This is a genomic window from Propionicimonas sp. (assembly GCF_034927565.1).
In the GTDB taxonomy this organism is placed as follows: Bacteria; Actinomycetota; Actinomycetes; order Propionibacteriales; family Propionibacteriaceae; genus Propionicimonas.
Genome location: NZ_JAYFPT010000030.1, coordinates 1 through 23,266, shown reverse-complemented (window position 1 = coordinate 23,266; position 23,266 = coordinate 1). Strand labels below are relative to the sequence as shown.

The window sequence follows — 23,266 nt, the reverse complement described above, 5'->3', positions numbered from 1 at the left end:
TCTCAGGTGGTCCTGGCGGTCTTCCACAGCTGACGCCGCGGCCCGCCGGTGACGTGGCCGGTCAACCACCAGGTGAGTTCGATGCCGACCACGGCGATCGCGCCCAGCAGGAAGCCGGTGGCCATCATGGGCTGGTTGCCGGAGTCCAGGTAGAAGAACTCCTGCAGTTGCAGGTGGTAGCCGAACAGGGTCAGCTCCAGGGGCACGGTGTAGACCGCGATGGTCGCCGCGACGCAGACCGCGATCATCAGCAGCTTCCACCATTCGTAGGGCCGGCTGATCGTGATCATCACCCAGGCCCCGCCCATCAGCAGGGTGACCAGGGTCGCTGTGGACGCCTGCTCGATCACCTGCGGTGTGGCTCCGGCCGGCGGGATCACCCGCAGGTAGGTCACGAAGGTGGTGACCGCGACAATCACCGCCGCCGGGACGCCGAACCGCATCACCCGGGTGAGGAAGCCCGGTTTGGCCCGGTCGGCGTTCGGTGCCAGCGCGAGGATGGACGCCGGGATGCCGATGGTGAACCAGCCCACCAGCGTGATGTGGATCGGGACGAACGGGAAGGGCAGCCGCCACAGCGCCACCAGCAGGGCCAGCAGCACCGAATAGAGGGTCTTGGTGAGGAAGAAGTTGGCCACCCGCTCGATATTGCCGATCACCCGGCGACCCTCGGCCACCACGTGCGGCAGGGTGGCGAAGGAGTCGTCAAGCAGCACGATCTGGGCGACCGACCTGGTGGCCGCGGCGCCGGTGCCCATCGCCACACCCAGGTCGGCGTCCTTGATCGCCAGCACGTCGTTGACGCCGTCGCCGGTCATCGCGACCGAGTGCCCGCGGGCCTGCAGCGCCTGCACCATCTGCCGCTTCTGCTGCGGGCTGACCCGTCCGAAGACATTCGCAGACTCGACCTGGTCGGCGAAGGCGGCCTCGTCGGTGGGCAGGGTGCGGGCGTCCACCACCGTGTCGCCCACCACCCCGAGCGAGCGCGTGACAGCCCCTACGCTGACCGCGTTGTCCCCGGAGATCACCTTGACGGTGACGTCCTGGTCGGCAAAGTAGGCCAGGGTGTCGTGAGCCTCGGGGCGGATCCGCTGGTCGAGCACGAGCAGCGCGACCGCGGTGACCTCGCCGGGCGCGTCGGCGGCATCCACCGGCCGGTCGGAGCGTCCCAGCAGCAGCACCCGGCGTCCGGCCGAGCCGAGTTCCTCGGCACGCCGGGAGGCATCACTGTCGCGGGCGAGCACGTCCGGCGCGCCGACCACCCAGTCGCCGTGGTCGGCGAAGGAGACTCCCGACCACTTCTTGGCCGAGGTGAACGGGGCCTGCGCACTCACCTCCCAGACGTGGCCGGGAGACGGCATCTCGTGGGCCAGCGCCTGGATCGAGGCGTTCGGGCGGGGATCGGCCGCCGCCACCTGGGCAATCACCTCGCGCAACGCGTCCGCCTCGGCACCGTTCAGCGGTTCCAGCTCACCGAACCGCATCCCGTTCTCGGTCAGCGTTCCGGTCTTGTCGGCACAGACCACGTCCACCCGCGCCAGGCCCTCGATTGCCGGGAGTTCCTGGACCAGCACCTTGCGCTGGGCAAGCCGGACCACGCCCACGGCAAAGGCCAACGAGGTGAGCAGCACCAGCCCCTCGGGCACCATCGGCACCAGCGCGCCGCCGACCGCCAGGATGCGGTCCTGCCAGCTGCCCGGCTGGTTCCACTGCACCCAGATCGTGGCCAGACCGACCGGGATCATCAGCCAGGTGATCAGCTTCAGGATCTTGTTGATCCCCTGCTGCAACTCGGACTTCACCAGCGAGAACTTGCTGGCCTCGGCGGTCAGCTTGGCGGCATAGGAGTCGGCGCCGACCCGGGTGGCCCGGAAGGCGCCCACCCCGGCGATCACGAAACTGCCCGACATCACCTGCTCGCCGGGTTGCTTCAGTTCCGGATCTGACTCGCCGGTCAGCAGCGACTCGTCCACCTCGAGGTAGGACGCCTCCACCACCTCGCCGTCCACCACGATCTGGTCGCCCGGACCGATCTCGATCACGTCGTCGAGGACGACGTCGTCCCGCACGAGTTCGGCGACCGCGCCGTCACGGCGCACCCTGGGCCTACCCTCACCGACGACAGCGAGATTGTCGAGGGTCTTCTTGGCACGCAACTCCTGCACCATGCCGACCCCGGAGTTGAGGATGATCAGGAAGCCGAACAGCGCATTCTGGATCGAACCGGTGGTCAGGATCAGGACGAACAGCACCATCAGCAGGAAGTTGATCCGGGTGAACACATTCGCCCGGACAATGTCCCAGGTGGTGCGCCCAGAACGCGGCGGTAGCGTGTTGACCTGCCCGGCACGCACCCGCGCCTCGACTTCGGCGCCGGTCAGGCCAGGAACGTGGACGGTCTGGGTCACCGGGCAAGCCTGCCACATGGCGGCAACCAACCCGATGCCGGCGATCCGGCAAGCCTCACCGCAGTCGCTTCTGCTCCCTGGCCAACTGCCGGCGGAGGCGCCGCTCGTCTCGCCGGTTCGGGTAACGCACCCGGATCGATCCCATCCCGGCCGAGCCGGACAGCACCAGGACGGGGTTGTCCGCCACCGGTTCCTCGGCCACCGTCGACTTGCGGCTCCCGATCCCGGGCGTGAGCCGGTCCAGCTGGGCTGCCCAACCCTCCGGCAGGATCAGCAGGATCGATCCCATCCCGGCCGAGACCTGTACCCAGATCACCGCAGAGGTCACCTCGGCCCGGCGGAAGTCCAGCCGGATGCTGCCGAGATCGCCGTGGATCGACAGGTAGGGCGGGACCGTCCAGACCCCCTCCTTCTTGATCCCGCTGCCACCGGCGGCCAGCACCAGCGGATCGTGCGGGACGTACCCGGGGCGTCCGATGCTGCCGGCTCCCTGCGGAATCGGAGCCGGGTATCCGGCCGGCGGCACGGCGGGCACCCCTGGCGAGGGCGCCGACGGGCCATCGGATGCCGGCGCACTTCTGGGCGGAGGCACCTCGGCGTCGCCGGGGTAGGTCTGCCAGCGGGGTGTGTCCTCAGGCGGCTGCGACATGTCCGCAAGCCTAACCGAGGGCGGCCAGCACCAAAACGGCGAGACCGCCGGCAGTTCACCATCTCAGCTAGTCAACTAAGGATTCCGAACCCACAAGGTGTGGCCGAAATCCCGTTGTCAAGATCTCAGCCACACCTTGGGTGGGCAAGGACGGTCGCTGGCGAGCGTCAGCGCGCAGCCGTGCCCTCGACGTAGTCGTCGTCATGCGACTTCACCCAGGCCATCAGACCGCGGAGCTGCCGGCCGGTGGCCTCGATCGGGTGCTGCTCGGCGGCGGCGCGCAGTGCCTTGAACTCCGGTGCGCCGGCGTCCTGGTCGTCGATGAAGCGCTGGGCGAAGGCGCCGGACTGGATGTCGGCCAGCACCTCACGCATCCGCTGCTTGACCGAGTCGTCGATCACCCGCGGACCGGAGACGTAGTCGCCGTACTCGGCGGTGTCGGAGACGCTCCAGCGCTGCTTGGCGATGCCGCCCTCGTACATCAGGTCGACGATCAGCTTCAGCTCGTGCAGGCACTCGAAATAGGCCACCTCGGGCTGGTAGCCGGCCTCGGTCAGCACCTCGAAACCGCTCTGCACCAGCTTCGACATACCGCCACAGAGCACCGTCTGCTCGCCGAACAGGTCGGTCTCGGTCTCCTCGGTGAAGGTGGTCTTGATGCCGCCGGCCCGCAGGCCGCCGATCGCCTTGGCGTAGGAGAGCGCCAGCGGCCAGGCATTGCCGGTCTCGTCCTTCTCGACCGCCACGATCACCGGGACCCCCCGTCCCTCGGAGTACTCCCGGCGCACCAGGTGGCCCGGCCCCTTCGGGGCGACCATGCAGACGTCCACCCCGGCCGGCGGCTGGATGTAGCCGAACCGGATGTTGAAGCCGTGGGCGAAGAACAGCGCGTCACCGGGCACCAGGTTGGGCGCGATCGACTCGGCATAGATATGACGCTGGTGCTGGTCGGGGGCCAGCACCATGATCAGGTCGGCCTCCTCGACTGCCTGGGCCACCGGGACCACCCGCAGACCCTCGGCCTCGGCCTTGGCCCAGCTCTTGGAGCCCTCCCGCAGACCGACCCGGACGTCCACCCCGGAGTCCCGCAGGTTCAGCGCATGGGCGTGGCCCTGGCTGCCGTAGCCGATCACTGCCACCTGCCGGCCCTGGATGACTCCCAGGTCGGCGTCGGCGTCGTAGAACATCTCTGCCATCTTCAGTCCTTCTGGTTGTTGGGTGATGCGAAACGTGCCTTCTCGATCTTCGCACGCTCGGTGAGGGAGCGGCTGCCGCGGTCAAGAGCGACCAGGCCCGACTGGACGAGCTCACGAACCCCGTAGGGCTTGAGCATCTGCAGCAACGCGTCCAATTTGTCCGGCGACCCGGTGGCCTCGATGGTCATCGCGTCGTTGTGGACGTCGACGGTCTTGCCGCGGAAGAGCTGCACGATCTCGATGATCTGGCTGCGGGCCGTCGGATCGGCCTTCACCTTGATCAGGACGAGTTCGCGGCGCACCGCGTCGTCCTCCAGTTCGACGATCTTGAGCACCTCGACCAGCTTGTTCAGCTGTTTGACGATCTGCTCCAGGATCTGCGGTGTGGCGACGGCCACCTCCAGGGTGATCCTGGACAGCCCGGGACGCTCGGTGGGCCCGACTGCCAGCGACTCGATGTTGTAGCCGCGGCGGGCGAACAGGCCCGAGATCCGGGCCAGGACGCCTGGCTTGTTCTCGACCAGCACGCTCAGGGTGTGGTTCTTCACAGCTCCTCCTCATCCCAGGCCGGGGCCAGGTCCTTGGCGATCTTGATGTCGTCATTGCTCGTGCCGGCGGCGACCATCGGCCACACCATGGCGTCCTTGTGGACGACGAACTCGACCACGACCGGACGGTCGTTGATCGCCATCGCCTCGGTGATCACCCGGTCGACGTCCTCGGGCTGCTCGGCCCGCAGGCCGACCGCGCCCATCGCTTCGGCCAGCTTCGGGAAGTCCGGCACCCGCAGCGACTTCAGGTCGGTATTGGAGTAGCGCTCCCCGTAGAACAGGGTTTGCCACTGCCGCACCATGCCCAGGCTCTGGTTGTTCATGATCGCGATCTTGATCGGGATGCCCTCCAGCGCGCAGGTCACCAACTCCTGGTTGGTCATCTGGAAGCAGCCGTCGCCGTCGATGCCCCACACCACGGTGCCGGGACGGCCAACCTTCGCGCCCATGGCGGCCGGCACACAGTAGCCCATCGTCCCGGCACCGCCGGAGTTCAGGAACCGGCCCGGCAGTTCGTGGGGCAGCAGGTGCGCTGCCCACATCTGGTGCTGGCCGACACCGGTGACGTAGATCGCTTCCGGCCCGACCAGCTCGCCCAGCCGCTGGATCACGTACTCGGGGCTGAGCAGGCCGCCCTCAACGGGCTCCAGATCAGGGCTGTACTTCGCCTTCAGGCCGGACAGGTAGTGCACCCAGCCGGTGATGTCGGGCAGATCCGCCCCCCGCAACAGGGTGGTGAGTTCCTCGATCACGATCGCCAGGTCGCCGACGATCGGGACGTCGGCCAGCCGGTTCTTGCCGATCTCCGCCGGGTCGATGTCGGCGTGGATCACCTTGGCCTCGGGGGCGAAGCTGTCCAGCCGTCCGGTGACCCGGTCGTCGAACCGCGCTCCGAGGGTGATCAACAGGTCGGCCCGCTGCAGCGCTGCCACCGCCGACACCGAGCCGTGCATCCCGGGCATCCCCATGTGCAGCTCGTGGCTGTCGGGGAAGGCGCCGCGGGCCATCAGCGTGGTGACCACCGGGATCCCGGTGATGGTGACCAGTTCGGCCAGTTGTTCGGCTGCCCGCGCCTTGATCACACCACCGCCGACGTAAAACACCGGATGCTGCGCCTGCCCGATCAGCCGGGCCGCCTCCCGAAGTTGCTTGGCGTGCGGCCTAGTGGTCGGACGGTAGCCCGGCAGGTCGAGCGCCTCCGGCCAGACGAACGGCGCGGACGAGGCCAGCGCGTCCTTGGCGATGTCGACCAGCACCGGGCCGGGACGTCCGGTCGAGGCGATGTGGAAGGCCGCCGCGATCGCGTGCGGGATGTCGGCCGGCTTGGTGATCAGGAAGCTGTGCTTGGTGATCGGGAAGGTGATCCCCCGGATGTCGGCCTCCTGGAAGGCATCGGTCCCGATCGAGGCCGAGCCGACCTGACCGGTGATCGCCACGATCGGCACGGAATCCATGTAGGCGTCCGCGATCGCGGTGACCAGATTGGTCGCCCCCGGCCCCGAGGTCGCCATGCAGACGCCGACCTTGCCGGTCGCCACGGCGTAGCCCTCGGCGGCGTGTCCGGCACCCTGTTCGTGCCGGACCAGGATGTGCCGGATCAGGGTCGAGTCGAACAGCGGATCGTAGGCCGGCAGGATCGCGCCGCCCGGGATGCCGAAGACGACCTCTACACCGGCGCGCTCCAGGGACTCGACCAAGGCCTGTGCCCCGGTGAGCATCGTAGGTGTCTCGACCTGCGTCATCTCCACTCCCTTCACTGGTGGGTTCTTGGGTCCGTTCATGAAAAAACCCCCGCTGCTGGTGGGCAGGCGAGGGAGCGTGTCGGGTGAGCCACAGCTCAGGCGACACGCCTTCTAACTACGAGCACGAACGAACGCACGGGACAAAGGTACTCGCAGGTGGCGCGATCATGTCAATCTCTGGGCAGGATCGCCCGCATGCTGGGCAAGGTTCAAGTTCAGCCTTCGACTTCGCCGCCGGATCCGGCATCCAGGTGGAGAATTCCCGGGCTCGCGGGTGATGCTGGCTGGGTCGTCCACAGTAAGGGGAAGCACTATGGCCACGACATCCGGTTCGGCACGTCCACGCCCGGGCAGGTGGCTGCTTGGCGTGTTCACCGCCGCCGTGATGGCCACCTCGGGGCTCGTCACCGCGCCCACGGCCACGGCCGCTGAGACGGTCCGCACGCAGAATTCGTACCTCACCATCACCACGGCAGGCTGGGGCCACGGCCGCGGCATGTCGCAGTACGGTGCCTGGGGAGCCGCCAAACAAGGGCTGAAGTACGACAAGATCCTCGCCTTTTACTATCCCGGCACCAAGCTCGGCAAGCTCACCAGCGGCAGCAGCATCAGGGTCTGGCTCAAGGCCAATCCCAGCAAGAACCTGTACGTCTACTCCGCCAAGGGCCTGATCATCAAGGACAGCAAGGGGAAGAAGTTCACCCTGCCGAACGACAAGAACCACAACAAGTGGCGGATCTCGCGGTCGGGCTCGAAGTACGTGCTCTGGTACCGCGACGCCGCGAAGAAGTACAAGAAGTACACCAACAAGAAGTTCACCCTCGACCCCACGAAGACCTGGAGTTTCGAGAACCCCAAGTCCGGCACCGTCAAGCTCTACCTCGCCGCCGGCAACCGCACCTACCGCGGCTCGCTGAGCCTGGCCGTGGGCGACTCCGGGACGATCACCGTCAACACGGTGCCGGTGGAGTCCTACCTGCGCTCGGTGGTGCCCGCCGAGATGCCGCCCAGCTGGTCGACCGAGGCGCTGAAGGCCCAGGCGGTGGCTGCCCGCAGCTACGCGGCCCGCTACAAGGCCAACCTGAAGGGCAAGAAGGCCTACGACATCTGCGACACCACAGCCTGTCAGGTCTACAAGGGCACCTCGGCCGAGTACAAGACCACCGACGCGGCGATCAAGGCCACTGCCACCAAGGTGCTCACCTACCAGGGGCAGTACGCCTGGACAGAGTTCTCGTCCTCCAACGGCGGCTACTCCGTGGCCGGCACCGACCCCTACATCAAGGCCAAGGCGGATCCCTACGACCTGGCGATGAACCAGGTGTACGCCACCTCCGTGAAGGTCTCCACGATCCAGAAGAAGTACCCCAAGATCGGCACCTTCTCCTCGCTCAGCGTCACCCGCGACGGTAAGGGACGCTGGGGCGGCCGGGTCACCCAGGTCACGCTGACCGGCAGCAAGGGCAGCCAGAAGGTGACCGGCGCGGCCTTCAAGTCGGCCCTCGGGCTGCGCGAGACCACCATGTTGATCGCCGGTGGCCTCGACCCCGCATCGGCCAACTACAAGCGCTGGCAGAAGCTGGGCGGCTCGAAGGGCGATGCCCTCGGTGTCTTCACCACCACCGAGCAGAAGCGGGGCGGCGGCTGGTACGCGGGGTTCGAGAACGGCGTGCTGTGGTCGTCGTCTGCCACCGGGAGCATCCGGCTGACCGCCAGAATCGACCAGGCCTACACCGATGCCGGTGGTCCCGAGAAGTCCAACCTCGGCTTCCCGGTCAAGGACGCGGGCAACAAAGTCTCGGCGGGGCTGGACTTCACCAAGGGCACATCGGCGCAGTTCGAGTCCGGACTGATCAGCTGTCCGTCCGACGCCAAGAAGGAGTGCGTGGTCAGCTTCGGCTGACCAGAGCGTCGCATCAGTCCTGTTGGATGAGTTGGGCGTAGACCCGGTCGAGGTCGATGCCGGGCTCCCTGACCATCAGTTCCCGCAACCCGGGACGGTGGGCGTAGCGCGGCACCAGATGGACGTGGAAGTGGAACACCTCCTGCCCGGCAGTGGCTCCGGTGCTGCTCAGCAGGTTGAGCCCGTCCGCGCCCAGCCGGTCGATCAGCAGGCTGGCCGTGGCTGAGATCGCCGGGGCGATCTCAGTGAGCGCGGTGGCATCACTGGTCAGGTCGGCCACATGCCGGCGCGGGATCACCAGGCTGTGCCCGACATGCCAGGGGTTGATGTCCAGGAAAGCGATCGCGGTGTCGTCGGCGTACACCTGACGCGAGGGGATCTCGCCGGCCACGATCCGGCAGAACAGACAGTCATCCATGGCGATCAGCGTACGGGGAAGCCCGCCCGCGCGAGCGCCTGCTTCACCTCGGCGATCCGCAACCTGCCGTAGTGGAAGACGCTGGCGGCCAGCACGGCGTCCGCGCCAGCCCGGGCGGCGTCGACGAAATGCTGAACGGCACCGGCACCGCCGGAGGCGATCACCGGCACGTCCACCACCTGCTTCACCGCTTCGATGATCTCCAGGTCGAAGCCGTCGGTGGTGCCGTCGGCGTCCATCGAGTTCAGCAGCACCTCGCCAGCACCGCGGTCGCAGGCCTGCTTCACCCACTCGATCGCGTCCAGCCCGGCAGACGTGCGGCCGCCGTGGGTGGTCACGCCGAAGCCGGAGGGCTGCCCGGCCTCGCGCCGGACGTCCAGCGACAACACGAGCACCTGGTTGCCGAACCGGTCCACGATCTCGTCGATCGCCTGCGGACGGGCGATCGCTCCGGTGTTGATCCCCACCTTGTCGGCGCCGGTGCGCAGCAGCCGGTCGACGTCGGCCACCCCGCGCACTCCCCCGCCCACGCACAACGGGATGAACACCGTCTCCGCGGTGCGCCGTACCGTGTCATCGGTCGTGGCACGCCCCTCGGACGAAGCCGAGATGTCCAGAAAGACCAACTCGTCGGCACCTTCGGCACCGTAGGCGGTCGCCAGGTCGACCGGGTCCCCGGCGTCGCGCAGGTTGCGAAAGTTGACCCCCTTCACCACCCGGCCGTCATGGACGTCCAGGCAGGGAATCACGCGAATGGCGATCGACATGCCGCCAGCCTAGCCACCCCCGCCTCCGCACTCCCCGCCACCCAGCGGTTGTGCGGACTTCCGCCGGGAACCCGACAGCACTTTTCCCCCCGAAGTCCGCACAAACGGTGCAGGCCGGGAGGGTTAGGGTGAACCATGAGGGGATCAGCAGGGGTAGTGGTCGTGATCGCTGGTTTGGCCGTTGCCGGTTGTGCGGTGGGGGCACAGGCGTCGCCGTCGTCAGCGGTGGGGGCACAGGCGTCGCCGACGTCAGCGGTGGCACCGGGGGCGCCATCGACGACGCCGACGCCGACGGCCACCGGGCCGGCCGCGGATGCGATCCGCGACCTGAACCCGGCCGAGCTCGCGTGGCAGTGGTTCGAGAACCACTCCCGGATCGAACCTGTGGACCTGACCCAGCCCGACCAGTATGGCCGCACTTATACCATCGGAGCACCGGTCTACTCCGACGCCGACGGCGACGGACTGGAGGACATGGCTGTCCCGATCGCACAGCTGGACGGGAACGGTTTCCGGGAGCAATGGCACATCTGGCTCGCCACTGCGGAAGGCTCCGCGGAGCAGGTCACCATTCCGATCGCCTGGACGGCTCGCTGCGGCGACGCCACCGAGAGCGTCACAGCCACCGACGGCGGCTTTGTCGTGCACGAGTTCCTGCGCGAACCGGTGATCGACGACCACCTGCCCTGTGCCCAGCCGGGCACCTTCGAAGTGACCCGCGGTGTCGGCGTCCGCAGCGATGGCCAGACGCGCACGCCGGTCAACCTGGCGGACCCGCGCGGTTACGGCGGGGTCTGTCCGACCCATCAACGCACCGAGACCGGCATTACCAAGGTGTGGGGCTCGGTTGGACCGGATCTAGCCGCCCCCCTCTCGATCGATGGTGAGGAGATGTACCTGATCCTCACCCACCCGCACACGCTGACGGCAGAGGTGAACCCGAAACGACTCGCCTCGGTGTGGCCGCCGGACGGGCACGTCGACAACCGCATTTGCGTGTGGATCGACCCCGTACGATCCGAAAACTCCGCAGAGTAGATCCGCCTCCCGTCCCCCACCCCCGCCACCCAGCGTTTGTGCGGACTTCCGCCGGGAATTCCAGAGCGCTTTCCCCCCGGAAGTCCGCACAAACGGTGTAGGCCGGGACGGGGACGGGGTCAGTCCTCTAGGGGGGCGACGTCGACCACGCCACGGCGGATCCGGTCGATCGCCTCGCGGCAGCAGCGGCGCAGTTCGCCGTCACAGGCTTCGGCGACCTGGCCGGCAAGGTCGACCACCTGCCGGGCCCAGCGGACGAAGTCGCCCGCGGTCAGCCCGGACAGTTCCAGCACCTCGGCCAGGGCATTGCCCGCGGTCCAGTGGTGGATCGCCTCGGCGAAACCGATGTCGGGCTCGGCGTGGCTGGGCAGCCGGTGGTCGCGCTCGGTGAGCGAGACCTGGCGCCACAGCCCGCGCAGCGCGGTCTGCGCCCGCTCGCTGGTCCGGTCGGGCATCCGGGACGGGCGGCGGTCGCCGCGCGACTCATACACCAGGCTGGACAGCACCGCCGCCAGTTGCGGGGCTGAGAGCCCGTCCAGCACGCCGGTGCGGATCGCCTCGGCGGTCACCAGGTCCAGCTCGGAGTAGATCCGGGTCAGCATCCGTCCGGCCCCGGTCACCGCCTGGCCACCCTCGGTGAGGTAGCCCATCGACTCCAGGACCGAGCAGACCCGGTCAAACCGGACGGCGATCGTGTTGCTGCGGCGGTCGGCCTGGCGCTGCAGCACCGCCGTCTCGCGTTCGATCCGGAGCGCTGCCTCCGCGGCCCGGGCGTGAACCTCCCGGTCGGGACAACCGTGGCAGGGGTGCTGCCGCAACTGCTGGCGGAGCTGGGCGATCTCGGCCATCGCCTCTTCGTCGGCCAGCTCGGACGCCGGGCGTTGCCACTCGTACTGCTCCCGCTCCAGCTTCGAGCGCAGCGCTGCGCCGAGGTTGCGCCGGAACGCGGGCGAGCGTGGGTCGAAGTGCTTGGGCACCTTCATCCGGCCCACGACCTGCGGGGGCTGCGGGAAGTCGATGACGGTGAGCCGCACCACCTGCGAGTCGGCGGTCATCACCGTCGGTTGCGGCCCGTCGGGGCCGTTGCCGGGGTCGATCACCACTGCCCACCCCCGCCGGCGCTTCGCGGGGATGTCGATGATGTCGCCGGGCTGCAGGCCGCGCAGTACCCCGATCGACTCCGACCTCCGATCCGCCCGGCGCTCCCGGGCGGCGTCGGCCTCCAGGTCACCGATCCGGGAACGCAGCCGGGCGTACTCCTGGAAGTCGCCGAGATCACAGCCGGCGCGGCGCCACTCCCGATCGGTGTCGCGCTTGTTGCGGGCGATCGTCCGGGCAACTCCGACCACTGACCGGTCCGACTGGTACTGGGCGTAGGACTGCTCCAGCAGCCCGCGGGCACGTTCCCGTCCGACCGTGGCGACCAGGTTGACCGCCATGTTGTAGGTCGGTTTGAAGCTCGACTTCAACGGGTAGGTGCGCCGGGAGGCCAACCCGGCCAGGGCGCGCGGGTCGAGTCCAGGCTGCCAGCAGACCACCGCGTGGCCCTCGACGTCGATCCCGCGACGGCCGGCCCGTCCGGTCAGCTGGGTGTACTCCCCCGCGGTGATGTCGGCGTGGTTCTCGCCGTTGTACTTCACCAGCTTCTCCAGCACCACGCTCTTGGCCGGCATGTTGATCCCCAGGGCGAGCGTCTCGGTGGCGAAGACCACCTTCACCAGGCCAGCGGCAAAGGCCTCCTCGACCGCCTCCTTGAACCCCGGCAACAGGCCGGCGTGGTGGGCGGCGATCCCGCAGCGCAACGCCTCCGACCAGCGCCCGTAGTCGAGTGCCACAAGATCGGCCGGGCTCAGACCCTGGGTGTGCCGGGCGGCGATCTCGTCCAGCGCCGCGCGTTCCGGGGCGGTGGTCAACCGCAGCCCGGACTGCATCAGCTGCCCGACGGCGGTGTCGCAGCCCTGCCGGGAGAAGATGAAGTAGATCGCCGGCAGCAGCCCGGAGGCCTCCAGCCGCTCGACCGTCGCGTCCCGGCGAGGCACCAGACTCCGGCCAGACTGCGGCCGGCTGTGCGCGGCAGCACCGCCGTAGCGTCCCGATCCGTAACCGACCGTGCGCCGACCGTTCCCGGAGCGACCGCGCGGCCGGCGGCTGTCGTCGCGTACCCCGCGGGATTCCTCCTTCGCGATCCGCAGCAGTTCGGGGTTCACCTGTGCCCCATCGGTCTGGTTCGCGAACAGTTCGACCAGCCGGCGTCCGACCATCACGTGCTGGAACAGCGGCACCGGACGGCGCTCGGAGACCACCACCGCGACGTCACCGCGCACCTCGGCCAGCCAGTCGCCGAACTCCTCGGCATTGCTGACCGTCGCCGACAGCGCCACCAACTGCACCGAGTCGGCTAGGGAGATGATCACCTCCTCCCACACCGGCCCGCGGAACCGGTCGGCCAGGTAGTGCACCTCGTCCATTACCACGAAGCCGAGATTGTCCAGCGTCCGCGAGCCCGCGTAGATCATGTTGCGCAGCACCTCGGTGGTCATCACCACCACCGGCGCCTCGCCGTTGATCGTGGTGTCACCGGTCAGCAGCCCGACCCGGTCCTCGCCGTAGCGGGCAGCCAGGTCGTGGAACTTCTGGTTGCTCAGCGCCTTGATCGGCGTGGTGTAGAAGCACTTGCGGCCCTGGGCCACGGCGAGCTGGACGGCGAACTCTCCCACTACCGTCTTGCCTGCCCCGGTCGGCGCGGCCACCAGGACGCCACGCCCGGCGGCGAGGTGCTCGCAGGCCTCGAGCTGATAGTCGTCCAGCGCGAACGGGTAGCCGGCCCGGAAACCGTCGAGCGCGTTCTGGGTGTCGTCCACATCCCCAAACTACTGGGTGAGCGGACGGCCTTCCGCCGGACTCGCCTTCGGTGCGGTGTAGATCGTCAGGTGGTGGGGCACCGCCCGCAGCCGGAGCGGGACAGGGCCGAGTTCCTCGCCGTCGGCCATCGCGTAGAGACCGTCGCCGTCGACGACCACCTCGCGGGCCCGCAACTGCTCCACCGCCGGGTCGTGGACGAAACCACCGTCGTACATCCGGGGAAGCAGCCGCAGCAGGGTCATCCGGCTCACCGGGTTGATGATCGTCAGGTCGAGCTCGCCGTCGGTGACGTCGGCCCGCGGACAGCCCATCATGCCGCCGCCGAAGTAGCCGGCGTTGCCCACGCTGATGAACATCGCCGTCTGCTCCAGGGGTGTGCCGTCGACCAGCAGCCGGTACGGCAGCGGTTCGAAGACGGCGAGTTCGGCCAGCGCCGCCCAGGCGTAGCTCAGCCCGCCCAGCGTCCAGCTGAACTGGTTGGTCCGCTGGTTCACCCGGCCGTCGTAACCGGTGGAGACGATCGAGCCGACCCAGCGCCGCTCGGCGCCGTCCACCAGCCGGCCCTCGGCCTCCATCAGGTCGATTCGGCGGGTGTGGCCGGCGACCACCGTCCGGGTCGCCGCCATGGTGTCGTTCGGGACGCCGGTGCCGCGGCAGAAGTCGTTTCCGGTGCCGGCAGGGATCAACCCCAGCGGGACGTGGGTGCCGGCGGCGGCGTTCAGCCCCAGGTGCATCATTCCGTCCCCACCCATCACCAGCAGCGAGTCCGGACGGTGCCCGGCCACCGGTGGCCGGGCGTGCTCGACGGCAGCGATGCAGCGCAGCCGGGCGTCGGCGAAGGAGCTGGTCTGGTACACCCGCAGGTTCGCCCCGGGCATCCCGGTCAGCAGTTCGGTGGCCACCTTCGGCAGCATGCGGCGGGCGCGGCCACGCCCGGCAGTCGGGTTGACGACCAGGGTGAGGGTGGGGCCGTCGTAGGTTGGCAGGCTCATACCGTCGCAGGGTCAGGCGCAGCGGCAACTGCGCGGCGGTCGTGGAGACGTGCGATCAGTTCGGCTGCCAGATAGAGCACGGCCATCGGCAGGGCCAAGGCCAGCATTGAGAACGGGTCGGTCGAGGGGGTGGCCGCCGCTCCGAAGATGAAGGTGGCGAAGATGATGTACGGCCTGGCCTTGGCCAATTGCCGGGCGCTGACCACCCCGGTCAGGTTCAGGCCGACGACGACAACGGGCATCAGGAAACCGAGCCCGAAGATCATCATCAACTGGATCGTCAGGGTGAGGAACTGCCGTACGTCGAGCAGGTTGGTGATCGGGATGCTCTGCGGGGTGAAGGCCAGCATCACCGAGATGCCCTGCGGCAGGATGTAGTAGCCGATCACCACGCCGAGCAGGAACAGCGGGATCGCCGCGGCCAGGAAGATCAGGGCCCACTTCTTCTCCTTGGACAGCAGGGCAGGGACGATGAACGCCCACAGCTGGTACAGCCAGACCGGACTGGAGGCCACCAGCCCGGCGATCATGCAGACCGCCAACGCCAGCGTGAACGGGGCCGTCACCCCGGAGATCACCGTGGTGGTGGTGACCTCGGGATTGTTCTGGGACAACAGGTCTCGGGCCAGCAGGTAGGGATGCATCAGCAACTGGTAGAGCTGGTCGTACCAGACCGCGGCCAGACCGGCCGCCACGACGACAGCGGCCAGCGACACGATCAGCCGGTACCGCAACTCACGCAGGTGGTCGGCAAGGGACATCACCCCGCCGGGAGTGGGTCTGGGGGGACGCAGCCAGCCCAGGTTCAGGCGCGGACGGCGCATCCTCAGGCTTCTGGGTCGGGCTTCCGCTCCGGCTGTGACGAGAAGCCGTCCGCTTGGCCGTCTGCCTCGACAGGAGGCTCGGGCGGGCTCACGGTGGACGTACCGCCCTTGAGCTCGGCGGTTTCCTCCTTGAACTCCTTGATCGCACGACCGGCACTCCTGCCGATCCCGGCCAGCCGGGAACCGCCGAAGATGAGCAGGGCGACCACGAGGATGATCACCAATTCAGGCCAACCCAAGCGCATAGCGACCCTTCCCGTCGTCTGGAATAGTGAAACTCTACCCTCAGTCGGGGATCCGGCCACCTGCGGGAAGTTCGATCCTGCCGAGGATCTGCCCCAGTTCCTCCGCGCGGGTGCCGAGCATCTCCAGCTCGGAGAACAGATCGCCGGCCTTGTGCCACAGCCAGACCGCGTAGCACACCACCATGACCAGTCCGGCCAGGGCGATCAGGCCGAAGACCAGCACCCACACCATGCCGGCCAGCCTACCGTCCAGCTCCCAACGCTGCGTAGTATCCCAACGCCTCCGTCGCCGCCTCCCGGGCCGCCGCTGTCAGTTCGGGCGGATCGACCCGCAGCACCGCGCCGCCCAGCCGCAGCAGCAGGGCCCGCAGCCAGGCCGGGTCGGCGACCAGCAGGTCGATCTCCAGCCCGCGATCGGTGGGCCGGGCCTCCCGCACCGGGTAGTACTCGGTGATCCAGCCGGCGTCCCGGGTGAGTTCCAGGGTGACCGGGACGGCGTCCGCTCGCTGCTCGAGCCAGCCGGTGGTGAACGGTTCGGGCTCGCCGCGGTCGACGGCCGGACGGTCGGTGGGGGTCACCTCGACGATCCGGTCCAGCCGATAGATACGCCAGTCACCCCGCTCCAGGCTCCACGCCTGCAGGTAGGCGTAGCCGTCGCGGGTGACCAGGCGGACCGGTTCGACCTCGGGGGTGGTGGTCCGGGCACGGGTGGGCCCGTCGTAGGTGAGCCGCACCGCCAGCCCGTCCTCAATGGCGCGCCCCAGCTGTTGCCGGATGCCGGTACTACCGGTCTGCTCGGCGATCGCGAATGCCGACGGACGCGCGGCCCCCTGGGCGCCAGCCAGTTTGGCCACCGCGGAGTCCACCGCCTGGCCGATCTGGGGTGGTGCCAGTTCCCCGATGGCCTGCAGCGCGACGATCAGGCTCAACGCCTCGTCCGGGGTGAACCGCAGCGGACGGGACAGGAACTCGGCGTTGCTGATCCGGATCCGGCCGGAGTCCAGGCCTTCGGAGTCCACGTCGATCAGGTCATCGGGGAGACCACCGGGCAGCCCGCAGTACCACAGCACGTCGAGGTCCTTCACCAGTTGCGCGCTGGACACCTCGAACACCGCCGCGGTCTCGGCGAGGTCGGCCTCGCCGCCGTGCCGCTGCAGATAGGGCACCAGGTTGAGCAGCCGGGACACCTGATCGGAGGAGGTCATCGGTACGCCTCCTCGACGGTGCGGAGCTGGGCGATCACGGCGGCGGCGAGCCCGGAGGGTTCGAGCACGAGCACGTCGGCGCCCTGGGCGCAGATCTCCCCGACGATGTCGGCCTGACTGGAGTACGGCACCCGGTAGGCGTGGTAGCCCGGTGGCAGCGGACGGTCGGTCTCGGCTTCGACCCCCTGCCGGCGCAGTGCCGGTCCGCGGTCGGCGCGGATCGCGAGCACCGCCTCGGCGTCCGGTGGCGAGGGCCGTAGCTTGTCCAGCAGGGCGCGGGCGTCCACGTCCGGGCGGGCGAACTCCCCCGGCCGGCCGATCGGCGTCACCTCGGTGTCGATCCGGGCGAGCTTGAAGGTGCGCGAGTCCTGCCGGTCCAGATCGTGACCGAGCAGGTACCAGGCGCCCTGCCGGTAGGCCATCGTCCACGGCTGTACCCGGCGGAGCTTGCCGCGGTAGCCAAAACTGACCGGCGTGGAGCCGACGGTGGCTTTCCACAGCGGCACGAAGGACTGCTCTCTGGCGCCCACCGATGGCGCCAGCCCGGACACCCGCGAGGGATCGGGGTCGACGCCTGCGGCGCGCAGCTTCGCCAGTGCGGAGACCGCCTGGTCGGCCTGGGTGGCGTCGTCCCAGACCCGGGTGGCCAGGCCGAGGACAGCCGCCTCGGCGGGGGTGAAGTCGATCGCCGGGAGCTCGAAGTCGGAGCGCCGGATCCGGTAGCCGGCCTCGTCGGGAAACAGTGGATCGTTGCTGCCGGTCTCGATCGGCACGCCCAGCTCGCGCAGTTCTTCCTTGTCACGTTCGAAGGCTCGCTCGAAGGCGGCGTCGCCGAGCCCGTGATAGCCCTCCACCGCCTGGCGGATGTAGGCCTTGTCGACGAACCGGCGCGCCATCAACAGGCAGATCGTGAGGTTCATGATCCGCTCGGACTTGCGTGGCGCCATCTCGTTGGTTTCCTCGTGCTGCGACGCCCTGCGCGGGGCATCGCTGGCACAGTAGCAAAGCCACCGCCGCAGCGTGGTTGACTGGCCGGGAAAGGAGGCACGATGGCCGGACGATACGCGCCCAGCCCGACGTCCGCGCTGCACCTGGGCAATCTGCGCACCGCCCTGGTCGCCTGGTTGATGGCCCGGCACACCGGCCGGGAGTTCCGCCTGCGGATCGAGGATCTGGACACCGCCCGGGTGACCGCGGCCGGCGACGTCGCAGCCGGACAGCTCGCCGACCTGCGCGCCCTCGGCCTCGACTTCGATCCCCCGGTGCTGTGGCAGTCCCGGCGGCTGGCCGCCTACGCGGAGGCCGCCGCGAGCGTGGGCGACCGGCTTTATGAGTGCTTCTGCACCCGCCGCGAGATCGCCGAGGCAGCCTCCGCACCGCACGCCGGCGGGTTTCGTCCCTACCCGGGCACCTGCCGGAACCTCACCGAGGCCGAACGCGCCGCGAGACGACGGCAGCGTCGCCCGGCGTTGCGGCTCCGGGCCGACGCTGCCGTCCAGACCGTCCACGATCAGTGGGCGGGCGAGGTCACCGGCGTGGTGGACGACTTCGTGGTGCGCCGCAACGACGGAGTCTGGGCGTACAACTTCGCGGTGGTGGTGGACGATCTGGCCCAGGGAGTCGACCAGGTGGTCCGGGGTGATGATCTGCTGTCCTCCTCGCCCCGGCAGGCCTGGCTGACCCGGCTGCTGGGCGGTCGGCCGCCGTCCTACGCCCACGTCCCGCTGGCGGTGAACCCCACTGGTACCCGGCTGGCCAAACGCGACGGTGCGGTCACCCTGGCCGACCTGGCCGTGGCGGGGGTCGGGCCGCAGCAGGTGCTCGGCCTGATCGCGACCAGCCTCGGTCTGGCCGACCCGGGTGAACGCGTCGATTCTGGCCTGCTGCTGGACCGGTTCGAGCCGTCCGTGCTGCCTCGGGAGCCCTGGGTGGTGCCGGTCGTCTGAAACCCGGATCGGGCACTCTCAGGCAGTGGCTCCGGCGCCTCCCGGCGGCTCCAGTCGATGGGCAAACACCGCCCACACCACGACGGCGACTCCGACGCCGACCAGCAGGCCGCCGAGGGTGTCGGTCAGCCAGTGGGCACCGAGGTAGGTGCGGCTGAGCGCCATCGCCACGGTATAGAGCACGCCGGTCAGCCAGACCCACCACCGCTGCGCCACGATGCCGAGCACCACCGTGATCGTGGCGGCGTTGGCGGTGTGCCCGGACGGGAAGGAGCCGGAGTCGACGGCGACCAGGATGTCCTCGGGACGGACCCGCCCGAAAGCGGCCTTCAGCCCCTGGACCACCAGCGCGCTGGCAGCCGAGGCCACCAGGAAGAAGACCGCCGCCCAGCGTCCGCGCCACCGCCACAGCGCGAGCGTGCCGACCACCGGTACCACCACCACGCCGAGCACGCCGCCGCCCAGGGCATTGAACACCGAGGCCACGCTGGTTCCGGCCGGCCCGCGCACGGCCAGCACCTCGGTCATCCACTCCTGGTCGATCCAGGGCACCGAACGCATCACCAACAGCCCGATCACCCCGGCCAGCAGCAGCGTCGCGCTGCCGAGTCCGACCAGCACCCGTCGCCGTGGCCGGGCTGCAGCCACCATCACGCGGGTGGGCTAGGCCTGGTAGGCGAAGAGCAGGTCAACCACGTAGACGACGGTGTCGCCGGCCTCGATCGGCGGTGTGTTCGAGCCCTCGGGGTAGCCGTCGGCAGGTGGCAGCACCAGCAGCACCCGCGAGCCGACGGTCTTGCCCTTCAGCCCCTTCACCCAGCCCGGGATCAGCTTGCCCTCGGACAGTTCGCCGGTGGTCGGGGTGGCGAAGCCGTCGTCGACCACCTGTCCGGTCTTCCAGGAGACGCCCACATAGCGGGCGAGGATGGTGTCGCCCTCCTTCAGTGCGGCGCCCGTGCCCTTGATCAGCAGCTGGGCGGTCATCGATGTCGGCGCAGCGGTCGCCGGGATGGTGACCGTCGGCTTGCCGGTGCCGGGGCTCACCGTCGGCAGCCCGGCCGGCGGGGTGACCGTCTCACCGGACGGCTCGGTGAGCGACATGTCCAGGATGTCGACCACGAAGAGCAGGGTGTCGCCCACCTGGTACCAGTCCGGCCCATAGCCGACCGCGGCCATGCTGTCATAGGCGTCGGTGCCCGGGATGGCGATCAGCACCCGGCTGCCCACCTGCTGGCCGGTGAGGCCTTTGGTGAAGCCGGGGATCATCTTGTCCAGCGGGAAGGTGGCCGGCGCCGAGCCGAAGGACTCCTCGAACATCGTGCCGGTGCGCGCGTCGACGCCGTGGTAGTTCACGGTGAGATAGCTGTTCTCCAGCGACTTCGGCCCCTCGCCGGCCTTGAGCACCTCGACCCGGGTCTGGTCGATCGCGAACGGTGCCGTGAACTCCACCTTCGGCGACTCCGACGGCTTGCCGGTCACCGTGATCGCGTCCAGCGAGGTCGACACCGGGACGGTCGGTGTCGGGGTCGGCGTGGGCGTCGGAGTCGGGGTCTGGGAGGTCGACTCCGACGGCGACGGCGACGGCGTCGGGCTGTCGGCTCCGGTGCCGGACGAGCACGCGGTCAGCGCGAGGGCGGCGACGGCGGCGAGGGCGATGCGAACGGGCGAATGCACGCCTCGAACCTTACCGTGGCGTCCAATCAGCCCGCGAACCGGGCGAGGAACTCCTCCACCGCTGCCGACCGGGCCTCGAAGGGGTCGCTCATGGTCAGCGCGTGGTCGGTTGCCGGGTGGTCGGCTCTGGCGGGTTCATGGACGGTGAAGCCGAGCCAGTCGACGTTGTAGTCCAGGCCGGCGGCCCGGGCCGCGGTGACCAGTCGGGCGCGCAGTGCCGCCCGGGTGTTGGCCGGCGGCGTGGTCACCGCCTGGGCGACCTGGCCGGGCGTGCTCAGCCGCCGGACCGCGCCGTGCGCCTCCAGTCGGGCGAACAGCCCGTCGGGTCCCAGCTGGTGAAAGGCGAGGTCGACCGCGGCCAGCCGCGGGTCGTCGACCGCCAGCCCGTGCCGGTCGCGGTACTCGGCCAGCAACCGGCGTTTGGCAGCCCACTCCACGGTGTCGGCCACCGTATCCGGTTCGCCGGCCGCCAGCGCGTCCAGCACCCGCAGCCAGGCCGACCGCACCGGCTCCTGGTCGGGTGTGGGTTCGACCGCCTCCGCGAGCTCCCGCTGCAGTGCGATGGCGGTGATGGTGGAGCCGTCCGGCCTGGCCAGCGGAGCACGCGGGTCGCGCGCGACGACGGGCAGCGCGGCCAGTGGGTCGGCCAGCCGCATTCGCTGGAGAACCTCCGTGTGGCCCTGCTCGACCAGTCGCAGCACGAGGTCGGTGGCCGCCAGCCGTAGCCAGGCCGAGGGTTCGGCGAGGTTGGAGTCGCCGGCCAGCACGTGCAGTCGGCGGAACCTCGCCGGGTCGGCCAGCGGCTCGTCCCGGCTGTTCACCAGCGGGCGGGCGCGGGTGGTGGTGGACCCGTAGCCGGTGTGCAGGTGGTCGGCGCGCTGGCTGATCCAGAAGCTGCCGCGGACCAGCCGACCGGTGCCGCAGAGCAGCTGCCGGGTGACCAGGAAGCCGGCCAGCAGGTCGGCGGTCGTCTTGGGGTCGAGTGCCCGGCTGACCAGATAGTTCTCGTGGGAGCCGTAGGAGTTGCCGTGGGCGTCGGTGTTGTTCTTGAACAGCCGCAGGGTGAGTGTCTCGCCGTCCGCCTCGGCCCGGGCAAGCGCGGCCGCCGCCAGGTCGACCATCACCTCGTCCCCGGCACGGGAGGCGATCACCGCCTGCAGGGGGGTGAGGCACTCGGGGGTGGCGTACTCCGGGTGGGAGCCGACATCCAGGTAGAGCCTGCCGCCGTTGCCGAGGAAGGCGTTGGTGGCGCGGTAGGCGTCGACCAGCGGACGGAACAGCCGGTCGGCGGCGTCGCTGGAGCCGAGCCGGGACGCGCCCCGGCGGCCGAGCAGCCCGTACTCGGTCTCGATACCGAAGACCCGCTCCACCCGGGCCTACAGCCCCACGGTGTCCAGCAGCTTGCCGAGCTCCTCGCTGGTCAGGTCGCGCACCTCGCCGGACTTGAGATGACCGAGCCGGATCGGGCCGATCGCGGTACGGGCCAGTTCGCGGACCGGGTGCCCGACCGCCTCGAACAGCCGCCTCACAATCCGGTTGCGGCCTGAGTGGAGGGTGATCTCGACCATCGAACGGTCGCGCTCGCGCTGTACCAGCCGGATCCTGTCGGGCCGGATCGGCCCGTCCTCCAGCGTGACGCCGCGTCGCAGCTTCGCCAGGGTGGCGTGCTCCAGGCTGCCGGCGACCACGGCAACATAGGTTTTGGGGATCTCGTAGGAGGGGTGGGTGAGCCGCTGGGCGAAGTCGCCGTCGTTGGTCAGGATCAGCAGGCCCTCGGTGTCGGCGTCCAGTCGTCCGACATGGAACAGCCGCTCTCCCCGGCGCCGGCCGAGGTAGTCCTGCAGAGTCGGACGGCCCTGCGGGTCGTCCATCGTCGAGACCACGCCGCGCGGCTTGTTCAACACCAGATAGGCGTGGCTGCGTTCGGGCGGGATCCGGGCGCCGTCCACCCGGATGACGTCGCGGGCCGGGTCGACTCGCAGACCCTGCTCGTTGACCACCTGACCGTTGACCTCCACCCGGCCGCGGGCGATCAGCTCCTCGCTGGCGCGCCGGGAGGCGACACCGGCACGGGCCAGCACCTTCTGCAGTCGGACGCCGTCGGTCTCGGGGGTCATGCCGGCTCCTGTTCGGTGAGCGTCTCGGGTTCGGCGACCAAGCCAGCCAGTTCGGCCTCCAGGGCAGTGGCGTCGGGCAGGTTGGGGGCCAGCGGCGGGAGCTGGTCAAGGCTGGTCAGGCCCAGCCGTTCCAGGAAGGTGGCGGTGGTGGCAAACAGCCTCGCCCCGCTCTCCGGGTCGCGGCCGGTCTCCACGATCAGGTCACGGGTGGCCAGGGTGCGCATCACCCCGTCCACGTTCACCCCGCGGACGGCGGCCACTCGGCCGCGCGAGATCGGCTGCAGGTAGGCCACCACCGCCAGGGTCTCCAGAGCGGCCTGGGAGAGCCGCCCGGGTTGGCCGTCCAGCAGCCAGGCGCCGATCAGGTCGGCGTGCTGGGCACGGGTGTAGTACCGCCAGCCACCGGCCAGGTTGCGCAGTTCGAAGCCGCGTCCGGTCTGGTCGTAGAAGTCGCGCAGCTGCTCCAGGCAGCCCACCACCACCGCCTCTGGGGCGTCCACCGCCCGGGCCAGTTCGGCCGCCGGCACCGGTTCGGTGGCCATCAGCAGCAGGGCCTCCAGCGGACCCGACAGCGCGGTGGCGTCCCACTCCAGTTCGGGGATCTGTTCCTCGGCAGCGCCAGCCTGCGCCCGGCCCTGGTCGGTCTGCTCACTCATCAGTCGATTCCTGCGTCGTCTCGTCGGTGGTCTGGTCGAACTCGGACCCGATGCCGTCGGCCACCTCGGCACC

At 69.5% G+C, this 23,266-nt stretch carries 22 protein-coding genes; 3 read left to right on the top strand and 19 right to left on the bottom strand.

Features of this window, described 5'->3' with window-relative positions; genetic code table 11:
- Positions 1-2: 2 nt before the first annotated feature.
- From VB080_RS06430 to VB080_RS06410, 5 genes are all read right to left on the bottom strand, one after another.
- Entirely contained in the window at positions 3-2,408 is a 2,406-nt protein-coding gene (locus VB080_RS06430; RefSeq protein WP_323417613.1) for an HAD-IC family P-type ATPase, read from the bottom strand.
- Positions 2,409-2,463: 55 nt separating this feature from the next.
- Positions 2,464-3,057: a hypothetical protein gene (locus tag VB080_RS06425; protein WP_323417612.1), complete on the bottom strand. Its 594-nt coding sequence runs from the start codon at positions 3,055-3,057 to the stop codon at positions 2,464-2,466.
- A gap of 167 nt (positions 3,058-3,224) precedes the next feature.
- Positions 3,225-4,253, bottom strand: coding sequence for a ketol-acid reductoisomerase (gene ilvC / locus VB080_RS06420; RefSeq protein WP_323417611.1), 1,029 nt, complete (start codon positions 4,251-4,253; stop codon positions 3,225-3,227).
- A 2-nt stretch (positions 4,254-4,255) separates the two neighbouring features.
- A complete protein-coding gene (gene ilvN / locus VB080_RS06415) occupies positions 4,256-4,801 on the bottom strand; it encodes an acetolactate synthase small subunit (protein WP_323417610.1) in 546 nt (181 codons plus the stop codon).
- A complete protein-coding gene (locus VB080_RS06410) occupies positions 4,798-6,546 on the bottom strand; it encodes an acetolactate synthase large subunit (RefSeq protein WP_323417609.1) in 1,749 nt (582 codons plus the stop codon). Before VB080_RS06410 ends, ilvN begins: the two co-directional genes overlap by 4 nt.
- Before the next feature lie 313 nt (positions 6,547-6,859).
- Here VB080_RS06410 and VB080_RS06405 point away from each other — a divergent pair, with 313 nt between their 5' ends.
- Positions 6,860-8,449 (top strand): SpoIID/LytB domain-containing protein, encoded by a 1,590-nt coding sequence (locus tag VB080_RS06405; protein ID WP_323417608.1) that lies wholly within the window; start codon positions 6,860-6,862, stop codon positions 8,447-8,449.
- 13 nt (positions 8,450-8,462) lie between these two features.
- Here the strand turns inward: VB080_RS06405 and VB080_RS06400 are convergent, their stop codons facing one another.
- Positions 8,463-8,867, bottom strand: a complete 405-nt coding sequence (locus VB080_RS06400; RefSeq protein WP_323417607.1) for an HIT family protein — start codon at positions 8,865-8,867, stop codon at positions 8,463-8,465.
- A 5-nt stretch (positions 8,868-8,872) separates the two neighbouring features.
- Positions 8,873-9,634: an imidazole glycerol phosphate synthase subunit HisF gene (hisF, locus tag VB080_RS06395; protein WP_323417606.1), complete on the bottom strand. Its 762-nt coding sequence runs from the start codon at positions 9,632-9,634 to the stop codon at positions 8,873-8,875.
- Between the two features lie 156 nt (positions 9,635-9,790).
- Between hisF and VB080_RS06390 the strand changes: the two genes are divergently transcribed.
- Positions 9,791-10,672, top strand: a complete 882-nt coding sequence (locus VB080_RS06390) for a hypothetical protein (RefSeq protein WP_323417605.1) — start codon at positions 9,791-9,793, stop codon at positions 10,670-10,672.
- Positions 10,673-10,791: 119 nt separating this feature from the next.
- On the opposite strand, the gene VB080_RS06385 is transcribed toward VB080_RS06390, so the two are convergent.
- Genes VB080_RS06385 through VB080_RS06355 form a run of 7 tightly spaced genes read right to left on the bottom strand, consistent with a single transcriptional unit; the run spans position 10,792 to position 17,747 of the window.
- A complete protein-coding gene (locus VB080_RS06385) occupies positions 10,792-13,533 on the bottom strand; it encodes a DEAD/DEAH box helicase (protein WP_323417604.1) in 2,742 nt (913 codons plus the stop codon).
- A 9-nt stretch (positions 13,534-13,542) separates the two neighbouring features.
- Positions 13,543-14,526 carry a diacylglycerol kinase family protein gene (locus VB080_RS06380; protein ID WP_323417603.1) on the bottom strand — a complete coding sequence of 328 codons (984 nt, stop codon included), beginning with the start codon at positions 14,524-14,526 and terminating at the stop codon, positions 13,543-13,545.
- The gene (gene tatC / locus VB080_RS06375) at positions 14,523-15,350 is read right to left on the bottom strand and encodes a twin-arginine translocase subunit TatC (protein ID WP_323417602.1); all 828 of its coding nucleotides are present in this window, start codon (positions 15,348-15,350) and stop codon (positions 14,523-14,525) included. Before tatC ends, VB080_RS06380 begins: the two co-directional genes overlap by 4 nt.
- 2 nt (positions 15,351-15,352) lie before the next feature.
- Complete coding sequence (locus VB080_RS06370) at positions 15,353-15,595, bottom strand: twin-arginine translocase TatA/TatE family subunit (RefSeq protein WP_323417601.1); 243 nt, start codon at positions 15,593-15,595, stop codon at positions 15,353-15,355.
- A 40-nt stretch (positions 15,596-15,635) separates the two neighbouring features.
- On the bottom strand, positions 15,636-15,827 hold the full coding sequence (locus tag VB080_RS06365; RefSeq protein WP_323417600.1) for a hypothetical protein: 192 nt from the start codon (positions 15,825-15,827) through the stop codon (positions 15,636-15,638).
- Positions 15,828-15,837: 10 nt separating this feature from the next.
- Positions 15,838-16,800 (bottom strand): WYL domain-containing protein, encoded by a 963-nt coding sequence (locus tag VB080_RS06360; protein WP_323417599.1) that lies wholly within the window; start codon positions 16,798-16,800, stop codon positions 15,838-15,840.
- Positions 16,797-17,747: a helix-turn-helix transcriptional regulator gene (locus tag VB080_RS06355; protein ID WP_323417598.1), complete on the bottom strand. Its 951-nt coding sequence runs from the start codon at positions 17,745-17,747 to the stop codon at positions 16,797-16,799. The genes VB080_RS06360 and VB080_RS06355 overlap by 4 nt, the downstream gene beginning before the upstream one ends.
- A gap of 102 nt (positions 17,748-17,849) precedes the next feature.
- On the opposite strand from VB080_RS06355, the gene gluQRS reads away from it, so the two are divergent.
- Positions 17,850-18,746, top strand: a complete 897-nt coding sequence (gene gluQRS / locus VB080_RS06350; protein WP_323417597.1) for a tRNA glutamyl-Q(34) synthetase GluQRS — start codon at positions 17,850-17,852, stop codon at positions 18,744-18,746.
- Between the two features lie 18 nt (positions 18,747-18,764).
- Here gluQRS and VB080_RS06345 read toward each other — a convergent pair whose 3' ends face one another.
- The 5 genes from VB080_RS06345 to scpB are packed head-to-tail and all read right to left on the bottom strand — an operon-like array spanning position 18,765 to position 23,193.
- Entirely contained in the window at positions 18,765-19,397 is a 633-nt protein-coding gene (locus VB080_RS06345; protein ID WP_323417639.1) for a phosphatase PAP2 family protein, read from the bottom strand.
- A gap of 12 nt (positions 19,398-19,409) precedes the next feature.
- A complete protein-coding gene (locus VB080_RS06340; RefSeq protein ID WP_323417596.1) occupies positions 19,410-20,420 on the bottom strand; it encodes an FKBP-type peptidyl-prolyl cis-trans isomerase in 1,011 nt (336 codons plus the stop codon).
- Between the two features lie 26 nt (positions 20,421-20,446).
- Positions 20,447-21,790, bottom strand: coding sequence for a proteasome accessory factor PafA2 family protein (locus tag VB080_RS06335; RefSeq protein WP_323417595.1), 1,344 nt, complete (start codon positions 21,788-21,790; stop codon positions 20,447-20,449).
- Between the two features lie 6 nt (positions 21,791-21,796).
- Positions 21,797-22,537 (bottom strand): pseudouridine synthase, encoded by a 741-nt coding sequence (locus VB080_RS06330; RefSeq protein WP_323417594.1) that lies wholly within the window; start codon positions 22,535-22,537, stop codon positions 21,797-21,799.
- Positions 22,534-23,193: an SMC-Scp complex subunit ScpB gene (gene scpB / locus VB080_RS06325; protein ID WP_323417593.1), complete on the bottom strand. Its 660-nt coding sequence runs from the start codon at positions 23,191-23,193 to the stop codon at positions 22,534-22,536. The genes VB080_RS06330 and scpB overlap by 4 nt, the downstream gene beginning before the upstream one ends.
- Positions 23,194-23,266: the final 73 nt, after the last annotated feature.